Raw genomic sequence first — 16,383 nt, forward strand, 5'->3', positions numbered from 1 at the left:
CGAGGTACGGCCCGTCCGGGGCAGCCGCCGCACGGACGGCCTCCTGTGGATCTTGCCGGATCGCCTTGACCTGTCGCGGTCAAGGCGACCTCCGGGCGGGTGCCATGGAAGCTATGCTGCAACGATCAGGACCAGGGAGGCAGGAGCGTGCCAGTCACCGACTCGGCGATCGAGAAGATCAAAGCCATGATCGTCAGTGGTGAGCTACGCCCCGGTTCGCGACTCCCCAAGGAGGCCGACCTGGCCGAGCGGCTCGGCCTGTCGCGCAACTCCCTGCGTGAGGCCGTGAAGGCCCTCTCGCTCATCCGGGTGCTCGACGTACGCCAGGGAGACGGCACGTACGTGACGAGCCTGGAGCCCAACCTGCTGCTGGACGCCCTGGGCTTCGTCGTCGACTTCCACCAGGATGACTCGGTGCTGGAGTTCCTGGAGGTCCGCCGCATCCTGGAACCCGCCGCTGCGGCCATGGCCGCCCGAGTGATGCCGGACGAGGACATCGCCGCCCTCGGGGAGGTCCTGAAGAGCCTGAGCGACGACGCCTCCCTGCAAGAACTGATCGACAACGACCTCGAGTTCCACCGCAGGATCGCAGCCGGTTCGGGCAACACCGTCCTGTGCTCGCTCGTCGACGGCCTGTCCGGCCCGACCGCCCGGGCGAGGATCTGGCGCGGGCTGACCGAGGAAGGCGCGGCCGACCGGACCCGCCAGCAGCACCGCGCCATCCTCGACGCCATTGCCGACCGCCGCCCCGACCTCGCGCACGCCTGGGCCACGATCCACGTAGCCGGGGTCGAACAGTGGCTGCGGGACACCCTCGGCGCAGCCGGGTCCTCGCTCGGCTGACCCGGGGCGGGTGCTTCAAGGGGCGAGACCTCCGCATAGGCGGAGGCTGTGGACGAAGCCGCGGGATTGGTCCGCCGCCCGGCGAGGTGATGCCGGCAGGGCGCTCGCTGGGGTGTCGGCAGCACCTCTACGGACGTCCTCGACATCGATCACGGCCCGGCGCAGCGTTCCTGAACGCCCGAGTATCGGCGTGGAAGCGTTCGGCCCGCGGATCCGCGGCAATCGGCTGGTAAGACTCTGAGCGAACGGCCGCCAGCCACAGGTCCGTGAGATCACGCTTCTGCATGATCTTCCTACAACGAGGTCACCGTCAGCCGATCTGCTGCTACTCCGGTGTGACTGCGTGATCTGTCCGGTTGAGCGGTCGGCGAGTCGGCGGCGGTAGTGGCTGCGGCGGGCGGTGGCCTGGTGACATCTGCGCCGGTTCGACCAGTGCAGCAGCCTGGGGACGGGAGTGGTTGAGAAGCTGCTGGACTGGAAGGCTGCGGACCGAGGCGCGGCATCCTTCCTGTGAACAACATGCCGGGACGGGCTTTACGGTCGAGTGGCCTCGTCGAGGAGCGCCAGTACGCGGTGGACCGCGCGATCCGCGCCAGGCCGGTGGATCGCCGCGATCGAGGAGATCATCTGCGACGACGATGTGCGCAGTGGTACGTAGGTGATCCCCGGTGGCGGGAAGTGCCGCACGCCTTCGGGGACGAGGGTGATGCACAGGCCGGTGGCGACGAAACCGAGCGCGCTGGTCACGTCGTCGCAGCTGCCGCCCACCCGTGGTTCGAAGCCGGCCTCCCGGCAGGCGGCTGCCGCACGTGCTGCCAGCCCCGGCATGGACAGCGGCTCGGGCAGAACGAAGGACTCGTTCCGCAGTTCGGCCAGGTTCAGCTCGTGGGCCCCGGCCAGTGGGTGTGCCGTGGGCAGGGCGGCGACGATGCGCTCGGTGAAGAATCCCGGCACGATGACGAGTCCGTCGCTCTCCTGCCGCTCCGGTCCGGGTCGGGTGCGGGCGGTCGGTACCGGTTCTCGGACGAAGCCGAGGTCGCATCGTCCGTCCCGGACGAGTTCGGCGATGTGGGTGTCGGTGCCCTGGTGCAGGTCGATCCGCAGGCCAGGCAGCCCGGCAGCGGTGACGCGCAGCACTTCGGCGGGGAAGGAGTAGGCGAGCGCGCCCGCGCAGCCGACCCGCAGCACGCCCTCGGCGCCGTCCGCGATCGACATCACCGGGCCCGAGACCGACATCCTGGCCCGGTTCGCCCGCGAGCAGGACCTGTTCATCCTCGGCCAGGCCAAGGCTCGCCACCCCGACTGGCCGGAGCTGTTCTTCAACGTCGGCTTCCTCATCGACCCCGCCGGCGAGATCGTGCTGAAGCACTACAAGATGTCGGCGCTGCTGCCGGTGGAGCGTTCCGTCTCCCCGCACGACCTCTACGACTGGTGGATCGAGAAGTACGGGCGCGAGCTGCAGTCGTTCTGGCCGGTCGCCGACACCGAGATCGGGCGCATCGGCGTGATGATGGCGATGGAGGGCAACTTCCCCGAGAACGGTCGCGGACTCGCCATGAACGGCGCGGAGGTCGTCTACCGGGCCTCCCTCCCGGTCCCCATGACCGCCAACGGCATCTTCGAGGTGAGCAACCGGGCACGCGCCCTGGAGAACAACTTCTACGTGGTCGCCCCCAACATCGGCGGCGTCTACCTGCACCCCGACAGCCGGCTTCCGGTCGACTGCGGCGGCGGCACCGGGATGATCGTCAACTACCGCGGTCAGGTCATCGGGGAACAGACCAACACCAACGGCCCGAGCTTCGTGAGCGGTGTCATCGACATCAAGGCCCTGCGCCACCACCGCACCCACGCCAAGACCACCAACTGGCTCAAGGACGTACGCGCCGAGACCGCGCAGCTGATCTACGAGAAGCCGTTGTACCCGGCGAACCTGTACCTCTCGCGCCAGCCCGGCAACCACGCGGCCTACGCGGAGGAGGTCCTGAACCCCGGCATCGACCGCATGGTCGAGGCCGGCATCTGGCGCCGCCCCGGGTACGAGGAGACGGAGCCGACCGGGCAGCCCGGCGAGACACACGGAACGGCGGCCTGACTCCAGCCGACCGTCCATACGAACGCAATCTCCGCAACGATCGGCGCTCCAACGGCGCGCATCGTTCCCCTCCGGTACTCCAGCAGGACCTCGCGATCTTGCGTCGGCCCCGCGTGAGAACTGGAACGGCCACCGCGTGATCAGCGGGTAGGTGCGCAGTCCGGCGCCTCACGGCGGTGCTGGACGCCGCGTCGCCGACCGCCTGCCCGCCTCCTCCTCGACGACGACACCTTCGCCTGGATCACCGAAGCCGTCTTCAAGGAGGAATCACTCCTGCGCGAAGCCCGGCTGCCGGTCCCGCCGGCGATGACCCTCCCGGACTGGGCAGCGCACGACCTCCTCGGCAACCTCCGCCCGACCCTTGGGGAGGACGAGCCCGCGACCGAGTTCCGCTTCCTCGATGTCGACAACGGCCCCGAAGCTCTGCCCGCCAGCTGACTGAGATCCGCTGCTGCGTGGGTCGTGCAACTCCATTGTCGGGAGGTTGATCCAGGCGGTGCGCTTGCGGAGCCGGCCAATGCCCCACCGGGAAGTCCTCCACCAGTGCCGGGCACGGATAGAGTCGACGCAGCGGCCCAGGACCGGGACGTGTGACGGAGGAAACGGGCTGGAGGACGAGGCATGTACCTCAAGAACGTGCGGGTGCGGAACGTGCGCGGCTTCCGCGGCACCCGTGAGGTGAACCTCGACCTGACCCGGCCCGACGGCTCCTACGCCGGATGGACGGTGCTGGCCGGCCGTAACGGCTCCGGCAAGTCCACCCTGCTGCGCGCCGTGGCTCTGGCGGTCAGCGGACCGAGCGCGGCACGCGGGCTGGTGACCGGCTTCGACTCGTGGATCAGCGACGAGCGAGAGCAGGCCGTCGCGGAGGTGTGCCTGCACCCGGACCCGTCGGAGGACCGGTTCAGCACGGGCCGGCCTCCGGCCGGCGTGTTCTGGGCAGGCTTGCAGTGGACCGCACCGGAGACCACCGTCGCCGCCGGTCGGCATGCCCAGCCGGCGCTGGCCCCGGTGGCGTACAAGAAGGCGCCCACTGCTGCTCAGCGCGGGCCGTGGGCGGACAACCCGGTGGGCTGGTTCTGCGCGGGCTACGGGCCGTTCCGCCGGCTCGTCGGCGGGTCGGGGGAGGTGCAGCGGCGCATGGCCGGGTCCGGTGCCGTGGCCCGGTTGACCAGCCTCTTCCACGAGGACGCCTCGCTGGCGGAGGGTGTCAGCTGGCTGATCGAGCAGCACCTGCGGTCCCTGGAGAACCGCCCGGGCGCGGCCGAGTTGAAGCGCACCGCCCTGGAGATCCTCGGTGACGACCTGCTGCCCGACGACTACACCATCGGGGACGTCGACTCCGACGGCCTGTGGGTCGCGCACGACGGCAGGTCCTTCGCCTTGCGGGAGATGAGTGACGGCTACCGGACGGTGGCGGCGCTGGTGGTCGACATCCTCAAGCAGCTCCACGACACGTACGGCGCCATCCACGTCGAACGTGACAGCGGGCGCCCCGTCGTGACCGTCCCCGGTGTCGTGATCATCGACGAGATCGACGCGCACCTGCACGTGTCCTGGCAGAAGCGCATCGGGGGCTGGCTCAAGCAGCACTTCCCACTGGTGCAGTTCCTCGTCACCACCCACAGCCCCTACATCTGCCAGGCCGCCGACCCCGCCGGCCTGATCCGCCTGCCCGGCCCCGACGTCGACGAAGCCCCCGAAGTCGTCGGCGCGGACCTGTACGACCGGGTGGTGTTCGGCAGCGGGGACGACGCGGTGCTGTCCGAGCTCTTCGGCCTCGACACCCCGTACTCGCAGCGCGCGGACGAGGCCCGGGCGCTCCTGGTCGCGTTGGAGATGAAGATCGTGTCCGGCGAAGCCGGCGAGGAGGAGCGGGACCGCTACCGGCAGCTGAAGCGGACACTGACCAGCTCGCCGTCCGCCCGGGTCGACGAGGTCGCCGCCCGCCTGCACTCCCTGACCGGGCACGTCGCGTGATCCGTATCCGGCGGCTTCCCCTGCCGGAGCCGCCGCGCTCCCGCATGGCCGAGTGCACCTGCGAGATCGTGCTCGCCGAGAAGCCCGCGGCGCGGGCGCGAGAGCTCTGGAAGCACACCACGGTGCGGCGGCACGTGCACTCGACGCTTCGCAGCCTTCTCGGGGAAATGGCGGCCGGGCGCGAGCGGTGCATGTACTGCGGAGACAACCAGGGCACCGACATCGACCACTTCGATCCCATCGACCGGGATCCGATGCGCGCTTTCGACTGGACCAACCACGTCCTCGCCTGCTCACTGTGCAACAGCCACCTCAAGAAGGCCGTCTTCCCGCTCGACCCCGGCGGGAAGCCGCTGCTCATCGACCCCACGGCCGAGGACCCGACACCGCACCTGCGGCTGGTCCTGGCGGTCGGCCAGTACCACCCGCTGACCCCCAGGGGTCGGGCCACCATCGACCTGTTCGACCTCAACCGCGGCTTGCTGGCCAAGGGCAGGGTGCACGCCTACCACGTCACCAAGGCCTGTGTCGCCCAGTGGGCCACCGCCACCGCCAAGGGCGACCACGACGACGCCGCCCACTGGGCCGCGGTCGTCAACGAACAGCCGATAGCCGACGTCGTCCAGGCCATGCTGCACCAAGCCCTCGACCCCGCCGCCGAGATCGTCTTCGACGACGACCCCCAACTCCTCCTCCACCTCCGCGAACCCGGGCTCCGGACGGCCCTGCTCCTCCGGTAGGACACCGTGGCGGAGACCCGGTCGCGTTGCCCGAAGGGAGACGGGAACACCCCGACTACACCTGCCGACGCACGTCAACGGCAGCACGACTTCCACGTCGGGGAACCGGCGGTGCTCGCGTACGCCCCTGGTACGCGCCCCGAACGTGCGGCTTAAGGTGCGGCATCTGCGCTGTGGGACTGGAGAGTTGGGGGAACGCCATGGAGGGCAACGAGCCGAAGAACGTGCGCGAGGTGCTGCAGCAGCTCGCGCAGCCGTCGAACGTCGCGGTCCACTCCAGCGACAAACTGCTGGGCGAGGTCGAAGCCGTCGCGGCGAAGGACGACGAGGAACGGGAGCAGAACGAGCTCGACGCGCTGCGGCGCAAGCCGGGCCTGCGACCCGTGCCGTCCAGGGAACTCGGCGCTGGCGTCCAGCTGACGCCCTGGGAGGTGCTGCACACCTTCGGGCGGGCGACCGCGCTCGCGCGGCGTGGTGCCGGGCGGGGGCTCGCGGAGCACTGGGGTTGCCTCAAGTACAGCCAGGCGCTGGAGGGGACCCTCGGAACCTTCATGGCCCTGTCGGCCAAGGGCCGTGATACGGCGGACTACTACAAGGCACTGCAGTCCGACGAACTCGGCGTCGGGTTCGCGCCGGCCGTGGCCAAGCACGTTCTGGCCAGGCGCTATCCGGACCACAGCGTGTCCGTCGTGCCCGCCGATGCCGCTTTGCGGGCAGGCTTCGCGGTAACCGGCCGGGACAGCGGCATCTCCGTCGGCTACCGCTACCGCCCTCAGTACTTCGCGGAGGTGTGGAAGCCCGGCCGACCCTCGCAGGTGGACTCTCAGCCCTACGGCGACTGGGCGACCAGCCACTTCCGAGAGGTACTGGTGGACACCGGCATCCCGCCGAAGCGGGATGAGAACCTCGCCCGCCTCGAACGTTGGTCCAGCGACACCCTGGTGCGGCTCCCCGCAACACCAAGCAAAGATCATCCGGCCGTTCGCCGAGTGGAGCATCATCCGCGACGCACGACGACGCTCGGTCCGAGGTTGGTCCACCGCTGCTGCCACAGTCGACCCAGAGACATCCGCGTCGCCATCGAGTTCCTGACCCGGCTCGACGAGAATCAGTGCGACCTGGCTACTGTAGGGCAGGAGGACCTGGACCTCTGGCTCACCACCCACCCCACACGCCACCGTCCGGTCAGCGTTTCATCCGATGGGCCACGGCCAGACTCCTCACCGGCAAGATGGCTGTCGAGCCGCAGCACGCGGCTCTGCCCACCCGGTTCCTCACCGAGGCCGAACGGGGCGGACAGCTGAAGCACTGCCTGAACGACGGCGCACTCCCGTTCGACGCCCGTATCGCGGGCGCGCTGATCGGGCTCTAGCCTGCGCGTTTCACTTGCGGGCGTGTCCGGATCATGACCGGGAACGCGAAAGTGCCTTCTGAACTGGGAAGATGAGGCTTGTCGAAGGTCTCTATCAGCCCAGCAGGAAGGCACTTTCTACGTGCACACTACCGGGTCGCGTCCCCGGCTCGTCGTCTCCACCGACGGGCGCGGGGTGGTCAGCCACGCGGGATCCCGCCTGCTGGCCGATCTCGCAGAGGCCACCGGTCTCACGCATGCCTTCGGCGACGCTCTGCGTCGGCTGCGTCCGCGCGGCACCGGCCACGATCCGGGTCGGATCGCGGCCGACCTGGCAGTGATGCTCGCCGACGGCGGTGAAGCGATCGCTGACCTGGCCCTTCTGCGCGACCAGCCCGAAGTCTTCGGCCCGGTCGCCTCCACGCCCACCGCCTGGCGGCTTCTGGCCGGCATCGACCCGACCGTACTCGGCGCCCTGCGCGCGGCCCGCGCCACGGCCCGCGAGATCGCCTGGCTCCGGGCCGGCGAGACCCGCGACGGCATACCGGCCTCGCACGCCGGAGGGCGTCAACTGCCCGGCCTGGTCCTCGATATCGACGCCACCCTCGTCACCTGCCACTCCGAGAAGGAGCACGCCGCACCGACCTACAAGCACGGCTTCGGCTACCACCCGCTGCTGTGCTTCCTCGACAACACCGGCGAGGCCCTGGCCGGCCTTCTACGACCGGGCAACGCCTCGGCCAACACCGCCGCCGACCACATCAGCGTGCTCGATGCCGCGCTCGCCCAGATCCCCGATGCCCACCGCCACGGCACCGACATCCTCATCCGCGCCGACAGCGCCGGATCCGCCAAGGCGTTCCTGACCCACATCCGCACCCTGCGCTCGCGCGGCATCCACGCCTCGTTCTCCGTCGGATGGTCCATCACCGAGCCGGTCCGCCGCGCGATCCGCCACCTGCCCGAGCACGTCTGGCACCCGGCTCTGGAACAGGACGGTTCCCTGCGTGAAGGCGCCCAGGTTGCCGAGCTGACCGGTCTGGTCGACCTGCCGGGCTACCCCGAGGGCACCCGGGTCATCGTCCGCCGCGAGCGTCCCCACCCCGGCGCCCAGCTCACGCTGTTCGACCTGGACGAGGGCATGCGCCACCAGGTCTTCCTCACCGACACCCCCTACGGACAAGGCTCCCTGCAACTCCTGGAAGTCCGCCACCGCGCGCACGCCCGCATCGAGGACCGCATCCGCTGCGGCAAGACCACCGGGTTCGGCCGCTTCCCCTCCCGCCACTTCCACATCAACGCCGCCTGGCTGGAGATCTCCCTGGCCGCCATCGATCTCCTCGCCTGGACCCAAACCCTTCTACTGGCGGGCGAATTGGCCGCCGCCGAACCGAAGAAGATCCGCTACCGGCTGCCGCACGCCGCCGCCCGCATCACCCGCGGAGCCCGCCGCCTGCACCTACGGATCGCCGCCACCTGGCCCTGGCGCCACGACCTGGCCGCCGCGTTCGCCCGACTGCAGGCCCTGCCCCGGCCCGTCACCTGATTCCACCGCCCCCGTCCGCCCACGACCCGAGGATCTTGGAGACACCGGCCACCGCGCCGGGCCCTCGGCATGCCTCGCGATCACACACGGCCAGCAACACCGCACCAACATGATCAACCCAGTTCAGCCGAACCCAACTGAAAGGCGGAGGCTAGGTCCTGTCCGGCACTCGCCTGGTCGAGCTGACTACGGACCGCTTCTCGCACACCGGGGACGACACCTACCTGACCATCGGCCGCAACCCCGTCCTGCTGCCACCAACTGGCCCGCCTAATCGAGCAGCAGATCGCACGACCGGCGCTCCACTCCATGCTCCAGCTGCCGCGGGAAGGCCGCCCAGTCCCTCTGCCGCCCGGCCGGCCCGCCCACCGTCCGATCACCGACTCCACGTCAAGCTTCGCGAACACGGACTCGACGTCATCAGCGCGCACAACACTGCCATGCTCGAAGCCGTGACCGACCTGCCTCCCATCGTGGTCAGCGACCTGTTTGGCGTGCACCCCGGCACCGCCTTCAGCTGGGCTCGCTTCGCCCAGGACAGCTGGGCGGACTACCTTGCGGCCTGCGCTGACGACAGCTAAGTCACCGTCCGATCACGGGACGAAATCCAGCTGCAGGGCGGGCGAAGAACGGATCATCATGGAGCGCGTGACAGCCCCGACGTCAGAGCAGTGGACAGTTGTGCAGCGGCCAGCCGGAGTATCAGGCCGCCGCAATGAGATCGCCGGCATGGCCGCCTGGGAGATCCGGGAGGAGAACGGCCACTGGCGGGTCCGCACCGCCGAGTCCTACCGCAGGCAGCCAGCGACCCTCCTGACCGCTCGCCATATCCGTGAGAACCAGTACGACTTCCTCAGGACCCTGCCCGAACAGGTCCCGAACCTCAGCGCGTCCGCCAGCAGCGTGGTGACTCGGGAGTTGGACCGACTGCGGGACCAGGACACCCTCGCCTCCGATGTCGCACAGTTCCAGATCAGCTTCCTTCGTGCGCCAACGGCAGAGCTGCCCGAAGCCATGAAGGCGTTCTTCTCCGGAGCGGTGAAGCGGCTGCCGCAGTCCGAGTTACTGGTCGTGGACGTGGCCAGTGAGCTCGCCGTCCGCTACACCCTCGCCAAGTTCCTGCTTGCTGCCGAACTGGCGCCCGCCCAGTTGGCCGGCGACGGTCTTCCGGCAGGTCGTGCACTAACGACTGGTGGCATCTTTGGAGCCCAGTTGTTCACCGCGCCCGCGCTGCTGGCACTGGCACCCTACGTCGTCGGTGTGCCTGCCTCCCGGGCTCGTGCCGTGGCTGTGTGGCTGTTCGGTCGGCCTGTCGCCGGGCTCACATTCCCCACCGACCAGCTCATTGACACCGTCAGGCCAACGGCTGAGCGGTTCACAGGGCCCGGCCAGCGCGGGGGGCAGAACCCTCCCGCTGCTACCGCCGAGCAGACCATGGCCTTCTTCACCTGGTGGACCACCCAGGTCAACAAGGTCCTGGCAGTGGCCACAGACCCGGTCAACTTCGCCGACCGAGAGTCCAACGTCTACAGTCCGATCAAGCACTGGCAGTACTTGGCCAGCATCGAGCGGCTCTTCCGCGATGTCGCCGAGACCCTCGCCGACACCGAGCACCACGAGACGGCCCAGCTCAGAGCGGCATACGACGCTCTCGACACCCTCGAAGGCATGTGTCTCAGCACCTTCGACACCTTGGCCACCCCCTCACACGCTGCCGCAACTCTGCAGAACCTCCGGCACGACCTACCCCCGGACATCGCGGCCGTCGCTCTGCCCATCTGCCAGCGGGCCGTCGACGCCCTCGACAAGGTGAAAGACGGCTTCATTCAGACCAGCACCTACTACACCCCCACCGGTCTTGCCGGCCTTCCCGGCAAGAAAGGCCCCATGAACAAGACCTGGGACCAGGCCACCTCGCTCTACCTGCGACGGGATCGCAACAGTGCCCACTCCTTCCAGAAACTGGACCCGTGGCAGAAGGCTCTCCTGTTCTCGCACGACGGCACAGTCCCCCGTGGAATCGCTGGGCTCGCCTTCCTCCATCTACTCGACCTCGTGGCCCATCCCGACCGGATCGCCGCAAAACTGCGCTGACGCCTACTAGGCACGGCGGAAGCAGTCGGGACCCTCCGAACCGAGGGGCCCCGTACTGCCAATAATCCAGAGCTGACACAGCGGCCGCCAAGGAATAGCGCAGGGTCAGAACACTGTCTCTTCACCCACTCCCTGAGACCGCGTAGGTACCGGTCGGGTGGACCGTGGGCGGGAGGTCAGGGGCGGCCGCGCAGGGTTCACGTTGGAGTTCACACGAGGTCGCCGGCCTGCCAGCCCGGAGGGACCTTCGGCAGTCCGATCAGGGCGTCGATGCTCAGGCACTCGGCGAGCAGGGCCTTGAGGTTGCGGCCGTCGATGAGGCGGATGCGGCCGTTGCGGTGGGCGAAGTCGTAACTCGCCTTGCCGAACCACGACGTGGTGACGACGATGCCGTAGCCGGCGTCCTTGTCATCCATGACGCCGACCATGGCCCGGACGGTCTCCACCGGGACCGCGTTCTTGGAGCGCTTGGCCTGGATAGCGAAGACGCTGGAGCCAATGGGGTTGGTCAGGATCGCGACGGCGTCCACGCCGTCGTCGCGGGAGCCCTGGGTGCGCCAGGTTTCGTAGCCCATGGCTTCGAAGAGTTCGCGCACCAGACGTTCGAAGTCGTAGGGGTTCATCTGGAGCAGGTCAAGCCGGCTGTCCAGGGTGGCGACTACGGCGGTCTCGGTGATGATGCGGTAGCGGGACAGATCGGCCTCGATGATGGGCGTGACCGGTTCCAGGTCGTGGGGATGCTTAGAGACGGTCGCGCCGAGCCGGTGGAGGCACTGCTGTGGGTCGAGCCTGGGCTCGTCCAGGACCAGTTCGGCGAAGTCCTTTCGCTGGGCGATGACACTGACGACGCATGCCCGGACGGCCTGGCCGGTCGCCGGATCGGTGGCGTTGACGCGGCCGTTGAGGATGATGCTCTCCACGAACGTCGCCGGTGTGGCGGAGAACGCCTCGTCCAGCGCGCGGAGGGCCAGGCGGGCTACCAGCCGGGCGTAGGCCGCGTGGACTTCGGCCTGCTTGGCGGGTTGGGGGACGACCTCGGCCCGCTGCGCGACGTAGCGGTAGGAGGCCACCGCGGGGACGATCTCGTGGTTCGGCAGCTCTACGTCGACCAGGAGTTGCTGGACTTCGGGGACGTAGACCGCTTGGGCTGCTGTCCGGCAGCCCTGGGGGACGGGGGAGCGCCGTAGCAGGTCTTCGATCCGATCTGCGACGCCCTGGGGGCCTTCGTGAGCGAAGGCCTCTTTGATGTGTGGGTGCCACACCTCTAGGCCCTCGGGGCGTAGCAGTAGGACTGCTTCCAGTTCCTCTCGTTGCCGGTTGCACTCGGCGCTGCTCTCCTCGGCCTGGACTTTGAGTCGGGCGGTCTCCGCTTGCCGGGCTTGCCGTTGGGCCTCTCGCTCGGCTTGGGCGTCCGCGCGCTTCCTGGCCTCCTCCTCCCGGCGGCGGGCCGTCTGCCGCTTGGCCAACTCGGCTTCCACCCGGGCGGCTTCCTTGGCGCGAGCGGCCTCCTCGCGTTGGAGGTGTTTCTCGCCGGCGGCCAGGAGCCGGGCGTGTTCGACGGCGGGGTCCACCTTCCGCTTCCTGGGACGGGGTTGAGCCGCCGGGGCTGCAGCTCGGCCGGTCGCCTGTTGGGCCCCGCCCTGCGCCTGCGCGGCACGCGCCTGCTGCTTCAAGCGGTACGCCTCGGCGAGGATCTCCGCCACCGTCTTCCGGCGTGCCACCCGGTCCACCCCCTGGTCCACGACAGCGCGGCCCCGGCGGGAGCCGCGCAGTCTGCGCGATATGCCAGCAGCACTACCCGGCTGGGGCCGCCGAGAATCCGCTGCCCCTGGCTGAGTAGGGCATGAGCAACCGGTGCGGGGGCGCAACGTGGCGCCGCCGCTGGGGAGATGGAGCACTCACTCGTGCGGAAGCGGAGAAGGACTTCCGCCATAGGTCACGACCGGGCGGTTACACAGGTCGCGTACGGCCTCCAGCGGCACGGCGATTCCGGATGCTCGGAGGCTGTCGTGGATGTTGCGCGCGGGCTGTTCGCGGAGCAGCAGCCGGACCCAGGGCGCTGCATCTTCTTCATCGTGTATCACAAGCCACTTCTACAGCGCGGTGGTTGACGACGACATATCCGCTGCTGCGGGCGGCTGGCCAGTGGGGATCTCCAGTGGATGCCCGTTGAGGCCGCTTACTGGACGAGACGCAGATGGCGCACTGCCGCCTCTGCCGGTGCCGCCGCTGATGGGGTGTGCCGGTCGGCTGACAGGTGCCTGCTGAGGGTATGGCCGGCCTTCTCGATGGAGCTCTTGTCCGGGTGGAGGTATCGCTGGGTCGTGGTGATGTGGCCGTGTCCGGCGATCTTCTGGAGGACGTGGATGGGGACGCCGGCGTCGGCGAGCCAGGTGAGGCCGGTGTGCCGGAGGTCGTGTCGGCGTAGGTACTCGTAGCCGAGGCTGACGACGACTTCGTCCCAGTGGGTGGCGTCGCGCAGGATGGCGGTGGTGATGCGTCCGCCGCGCGGCCCGGTGAAGAGGCGGGCCATGGGGTCGTTGCCGACCACGGTTATGCGCCAGTTCACGAGGTCGCGGATCTCTTCGATGATGGGGACGGTGCGGCGTCGCTTGCCTTTGGTGCCTTTGTCGATGAGGCCGCCGGGGCCGGTGGTGGTTTGGCGGCACAGGTCCCAGGTCCAGTCGAAGCGGTTGATGTCCTTGACACGGACGCCGGAGACTTCTCCGATTCGGGCGGCGGTGCAGGCGGCGAAGCAGACGATGTCGCCCCAGCCGCGGTAGCGGTTGTGGGAGCGCTCGACCAGGGCGTTGGCGAGTTCGTCGAGGGCGTCCCAGTCGGCGAGGGCGAGGGAGCGGGGGTCGTCGAGTTCGTCCTCGGCTTTCTTGTAGAGGCGCTGCCAGCCGCTCATGCGGGAGGGGCTGAAGTCGATGAGGCCGTCGCGGACGGCTTGCTCCATGATGCGTACGAGCGGGGCGAGGCTGTTCTTGACGGAGGAGATGCTGAGTCCGTCGGCGATCCAGGAGTGGAGGGCCCAGTCGGTGATGCCGTTGGTGATGCTGGTGACGGGTATGTGGCCGAGGACCGGGGTGACGCGCAGCTTCCATCCGGCGGTGTAGGGGTCGAGGGTGGTGGTCTCCAGGCCGCGCATCGCCAGGTCCCAGTTCTCGTCGCCGTACTCTGCGAGAGTCATGGTGACGGTCTTGGGGGTGATGCCGCGTGCTGCGGCGCGCTTCATGCGGGCGATCCAGGCCTTGGCTTCCTCCTCCGTGGGGACGGAGGAGGAAGCCGACTTGCGGCCGCCGCCGTTGGGGTCGGTCCAGCGCACGCGGGCGCGGTAGCGGAACTGCGGGCGGCGGTCGGGGCGGTGCTCGATGTCGGTGGTGAGGTCGACACCCATGGGGATGAGCGGGGTGTGGTCGGGCATTCAGGCTGCCTCGGATGGGTCGGTGCGCTTCTGGGCGAGCCACAGCTGGGTGTCGGGATGCTGTAGAGGTAGAGCCGGGGCGCGATCTGGACGAAGGGCGGGCCCTGCGGGGGAGTGGCGGAGCGCCAGCGTCGCAGGGTCGAGGGGTCGACCTTCAGCAGGGTGGCGAGTTCCTCGGTTGAGTACCAACCGCTGTGCAGGAGGTCGAACTCCGCTGCCGGATCGGCCTCGTTAGCGGAGCCGGCGATGACGGCCGGGGTCGGAACCGAGAGCCGGCTTGCGGTGGGAAGGTGGGGTCGGGCGTGCATGGTCTCCCTCTGGCGGGGTGGTGGAGCCGCTCGGGCTCGGCCGGGCACGCCCACAGTCACCTGTCCGCCTGGACGGGCGGAACAGGGTTTGGCGTGCTGAACGGGGCAGACCGTACGCACGGGTCGTTCCTCGAAGCGCGTCGAGACCTGGTGGGCATGTCGGGTGGAGGGCGACCTGACGTCCGCGACCGCTGAGGAAGGCGTGCTACCGCCGGGAGTCCATGCAGGTCACCCTGGAGGGCGGGGGTGATCCCTGATGCTGGCCGCGATGCATGCCGCGAATGGCGTTCTTGCCGGGTGGGCTGCGGTCGGAGCGCCGCGCGCTGGCCCGGAGTACGCTGAAAGTGACGGCAGACGCGGGGCGGCGGCTACGTTATGTGACGAACGTAAGGAGCCCAGGGTCGTTGGCCGCCTACGTCGCGCCGAGGACAACTCAAAAGCTGCGGACTTTTAATCCGTAGGTTCAGGGTTCGAGCCCCTGGTGCCCCACCGCTCGAAGAGTCAGGTCAGACCCTAACTGACCTGGCTCTTTTCGTTTTTGACCCATAGGCGGGACCCGGTGAGGGACCGAATCGGGCCGTCAATATGACCGGAATGTTCCCGTGCGGGGACGGAGCGGGGATATCGCCGCCGCGCTACCGCCGCCAAGCCCCTTTCCACCCACCTACACCCACGTCCTCCGGCGTCCACGATCAGGCGAGACAGTCACGGAACGTGGCGGCGCCCAGGCGCCGACGACACGCGGGGTGCCCCCGGCTCAGCGGGACCGCTACTCAAGAGCAACCGCGGCCCAGCCCGAGCACCATGCCGACGAAACGGTGCTCGGGCCGGGGGCCTCACTCGGTCAGGGACGGAGGGAGGCGTCGAGGTACGCCTGTACCGGGTGGAAGAACCCCTGCGGCACGTACTGGGAGAGGTCGGCGTGCCCGGCCCACGTCACCTCGGTTATTTCCTCGGGCGCCACCACTTCGGCGGTGCCGGCCACCGCCCGGCAGGCCACGTAGAACAGGTACCGGTTGGTATCCGGGTGGAGCCTTTCCCCGAGCAACTGGGAGGAGGCAACGTCGAGCCCGGTCTCCTCCCGGGCCTCGCGGGCGGCGGCATCGTGAGGTGCTTCCCCGGGCTCCACCTTCCCGGCCGGAAACCCCCACAGGAGCGCGCCCTCGCGGTTGCGGCGGCGAACCAGCAGCACTCGGCGGTCCTGGACGACCACTGCGACGGCAATGTGCGGCCCCTCGGCAGCCGTCGGCGCCGTCGTAGCGCCGGCGGCGGGCACCGGCAAGCCGGTGCCCGCCAGGATGTGCTCGTCGGGCTGCCTGGTTGGCGCGTCTATTCGCGCCGCGTCCGGTCCCGGCGGGAGGCCCGCCAGCGCGGTGGCAAGCCCAGGGTCCGCCAGCCCGACCACGGGCTCCAGCTCGGTCGCCCTGGCCAGGATCTGCTTCAGCTCGTTCTCGATCGCGGTGAGGTCCATCTCCTGCCCGGCCACCGTGACCCGCCACGGGGTGCTGTCCAGGCGCTGCGTCGGCGGTGCCGGGAACGGCTGGGTGATGCCCTGCTCCCAGTCGCTCGCGGTGGGTCGGGGGTAGTGCGCGACCCACTCGTCCAGGTGCTCGTCGAAGTGCTCGGCGGCGTTGCGCACGTCGCGCTCGAGCACGGGCGAGGCCAGATCGACGCCGAGCAGGTCGCGCAGATACTCGCCACGGACCTGCCGCCAGGCCCAGCCCTCCTGGGTCTGCCCCTTGTTAGTGCGGGGCTTGTCGCTCGGGACGGGCTGGAGCGTCTTGGAGACCTTCGCGGTGTACGTCAAGAAGGACTCCAGCAGCATCCAGGCCCGCGGGTCGGCCGGATCTTGACCGGCGAGCTTTGCTCCTTGGTTCAGAGCGGACAGGGCGTACCGGGCGTCCCGGGCCAGCCAGGTCAGGTAGACCCGCCGGGTCCAATCGTCCTTGATTGCATCGGTGTTCACGGCCAACCATCCTGCCTCGGCCACGGTCCAGGG

At 69.2% G+C, this 16,383-nt stretch carries 13 protein-coding genes; 9 read left to right on the forward strand and 4 right to left on the reverse strand.

The annotated features are described in order from the left end of the window. Positions 1–147 precede the first annotated feature (147 nt). Positions 148–843 carry a FadR/GntR family transcriptional regulator gene (locus tag ACIO5E_RS28550; RefSeq protein ID WP_400673180.1) on the forward strand — a complete coding sequence of 232 codons (696 nt, stop codon included), beginning with the start codon at positions 148–150 and terminating at the stop codon, positions 841–843. A 534-nt stretch (positions 844–1,377) separates the two neighbouring features. Here ACIO5E_RS28550 and ACIO5E_RS28555 read toward each other — a convergent pair. After that, the gene (locus ACIO5E_RS28555) at positions 1,378–2,079 is read right to left on the reverse strand and encodes a LysR family substrate-binding domain-containing protein (protein WP_400673182.1); all 702 of its coding nucleotides are present in this window, start codon (positions 2,077–2,079) and stop codon (positions 1,378–1,380) included. A 1-nt stretch (position 2,080) separates the two neighbouring features. On the opposite strand from ACIO5E_RS28555, the gene ACIO5E_RS28560 reads away from it, so the two are divergent. From ACIO5E_RS28560 to ACIO5E_RS28595, 8 genes are all read left to right on the forward strand, one after another. Continuing rightward, positions 2,081–2,938 (forward strand): nitrilase-related carbon-nitrogen hydrolase, encoded by an 858-nt coding sequence (locus ACIO5E_RS28560; protein ID WP_400673567.1) that lies wholly within the window; start codon positions 2,081–2,083, stop codon positions 2,936–2,938. Positions 2,939–3,244: 306 nt separating this feature from the next. Further along, complete coding sequence (locus tag ACIO5E_RS28565; RefSeq protein ID WP_400673185.1) at positions 3,245–3,376, forward strand: hypothetical protein; 132 nt, start codon at positions 3,245–3,247, stop codon at positions 3,374–3,376. 183 nt (positions 3,377–3,559) lie between these two features. Next, positions 3,560–4,918, forward strand: coding sequence for an AAA family ATPase (locus tag ACIO5E_RS28570; RefSeq protein ID WP_400673187.1), 1,359 nt, complete (start codon positions 3,560–3,562; stop codon positions 4,916–4,918). A gap of 44 nt (positions 4,919–4,962) precedes the next feature. Continuing rightward, complete coding sequence (locus tag ACIO5E_RS28575) at positions 4,963–5,658, forward strand: HNH endonuclease (RefSeq protein ID WP_400673190.1); 696 nt, start codon at positions 4,963–4,965, stop codon at positions 5,656–5,658. 200 nt (positions 5,659–5,858) lie between these two features. Beyond that, positions 5,859–6,962, forward strand: a complete 1,104-nt coding sequence (locus tag ACIO5E_RS28580; RefSeq protein WP_400673192.1) for a hypothetical protein — start codon at positions 5,859–5,861, stop codon at positions 6,960–6,962. 189 nt (positions 6,963–7,151) lie between these two features. Beyond that, complete coding sequence (locus ACIO5E_RS28585) at positions 7,152–8,555, forward strand: IS1380 family transposase (protein WP_400673195.1); 1,404 nt, start codon at positions 7,152–7,154, stop codon at positions 8,553–8,555. 440 nt (positions 8,556–8,995) lie between these two features. Then, the gene (locus tag ACIO5E_RS28590; RefSeq protein WP_400673198.1) at positions 8,996–9,136 is read left to right on the forward strand and encodes a hypothetical protein; all 141 of its coding nucleotides are present in this window, start codon (positions 8,996–8,998) and stop codon (positions 9,134–9,136) included. 148 nt (positions 9,137–9,284) lie between these two features. Further along, the gene (locus ACIO5E_RS28595; protein WP_400673199.1) at positions 9,285–10,649 is read left to right on the forward strand and encodes a hypothetical protein; all 1,365 of its coding nucleotides are present in this window, start codon (positions 9,285–9,287) and stop codon (positions 10,647–10,649) included. 209 nt (positions 10,650–10,858) lie between these two features. On the opposite strand, the gene ACIO5E_RS28600 is transcribed toward ACIO5E_RS28595, so the two are convergent. From ACIO5E_RS28600 to ACIO5E_RS28610, 3 genes are all read right to left on the reverse strand, one after another. Further along, entirely contained in the window at positions 10,859–12,220 is a 1,362-nt protein-coding gene (locus tag ACIO5E_RS28600) for a restriction endonuclease (protein ID WP_400673202.1), read from the reverse strand. Between the two features lie 608 nt (positions 12,221–12,828). Beyond that, positions 12,829–14,076, reverse strand: coding sequence for a tyrosine-type recombinase/integrase (locus ACIO5E_RS28605; protein WP_400673204.1), 1,248 nt, complete (start codon positions 14,074–14,076; stop codon positions 12,829–12,831). A gap of 1,152 nt (positions 14,077–15,228) precedes the next feature. Further along, complete coding sequence (locus tag ACIO5E_RS28610) at positions 15,229–16,350, reverse strand: NUDIX hydrolase (RefSeq protein ID WP_400673206.1); 1,122 nt, start codon at positions 16,348–16,350, stop codon at positions 15,229–15,231. Between the last annotated feature and the right edge of the window lie 33 nt (positions 16,351–16,383).

Source organism: Kitasatospora sp. NPDC087314, from assembly GCF_044744365.1.
GTDB lineage: Bacteria > Actinomycetota > Actinomycetes > Streptomycetales > Streptomycetaceae > Kitasatospora.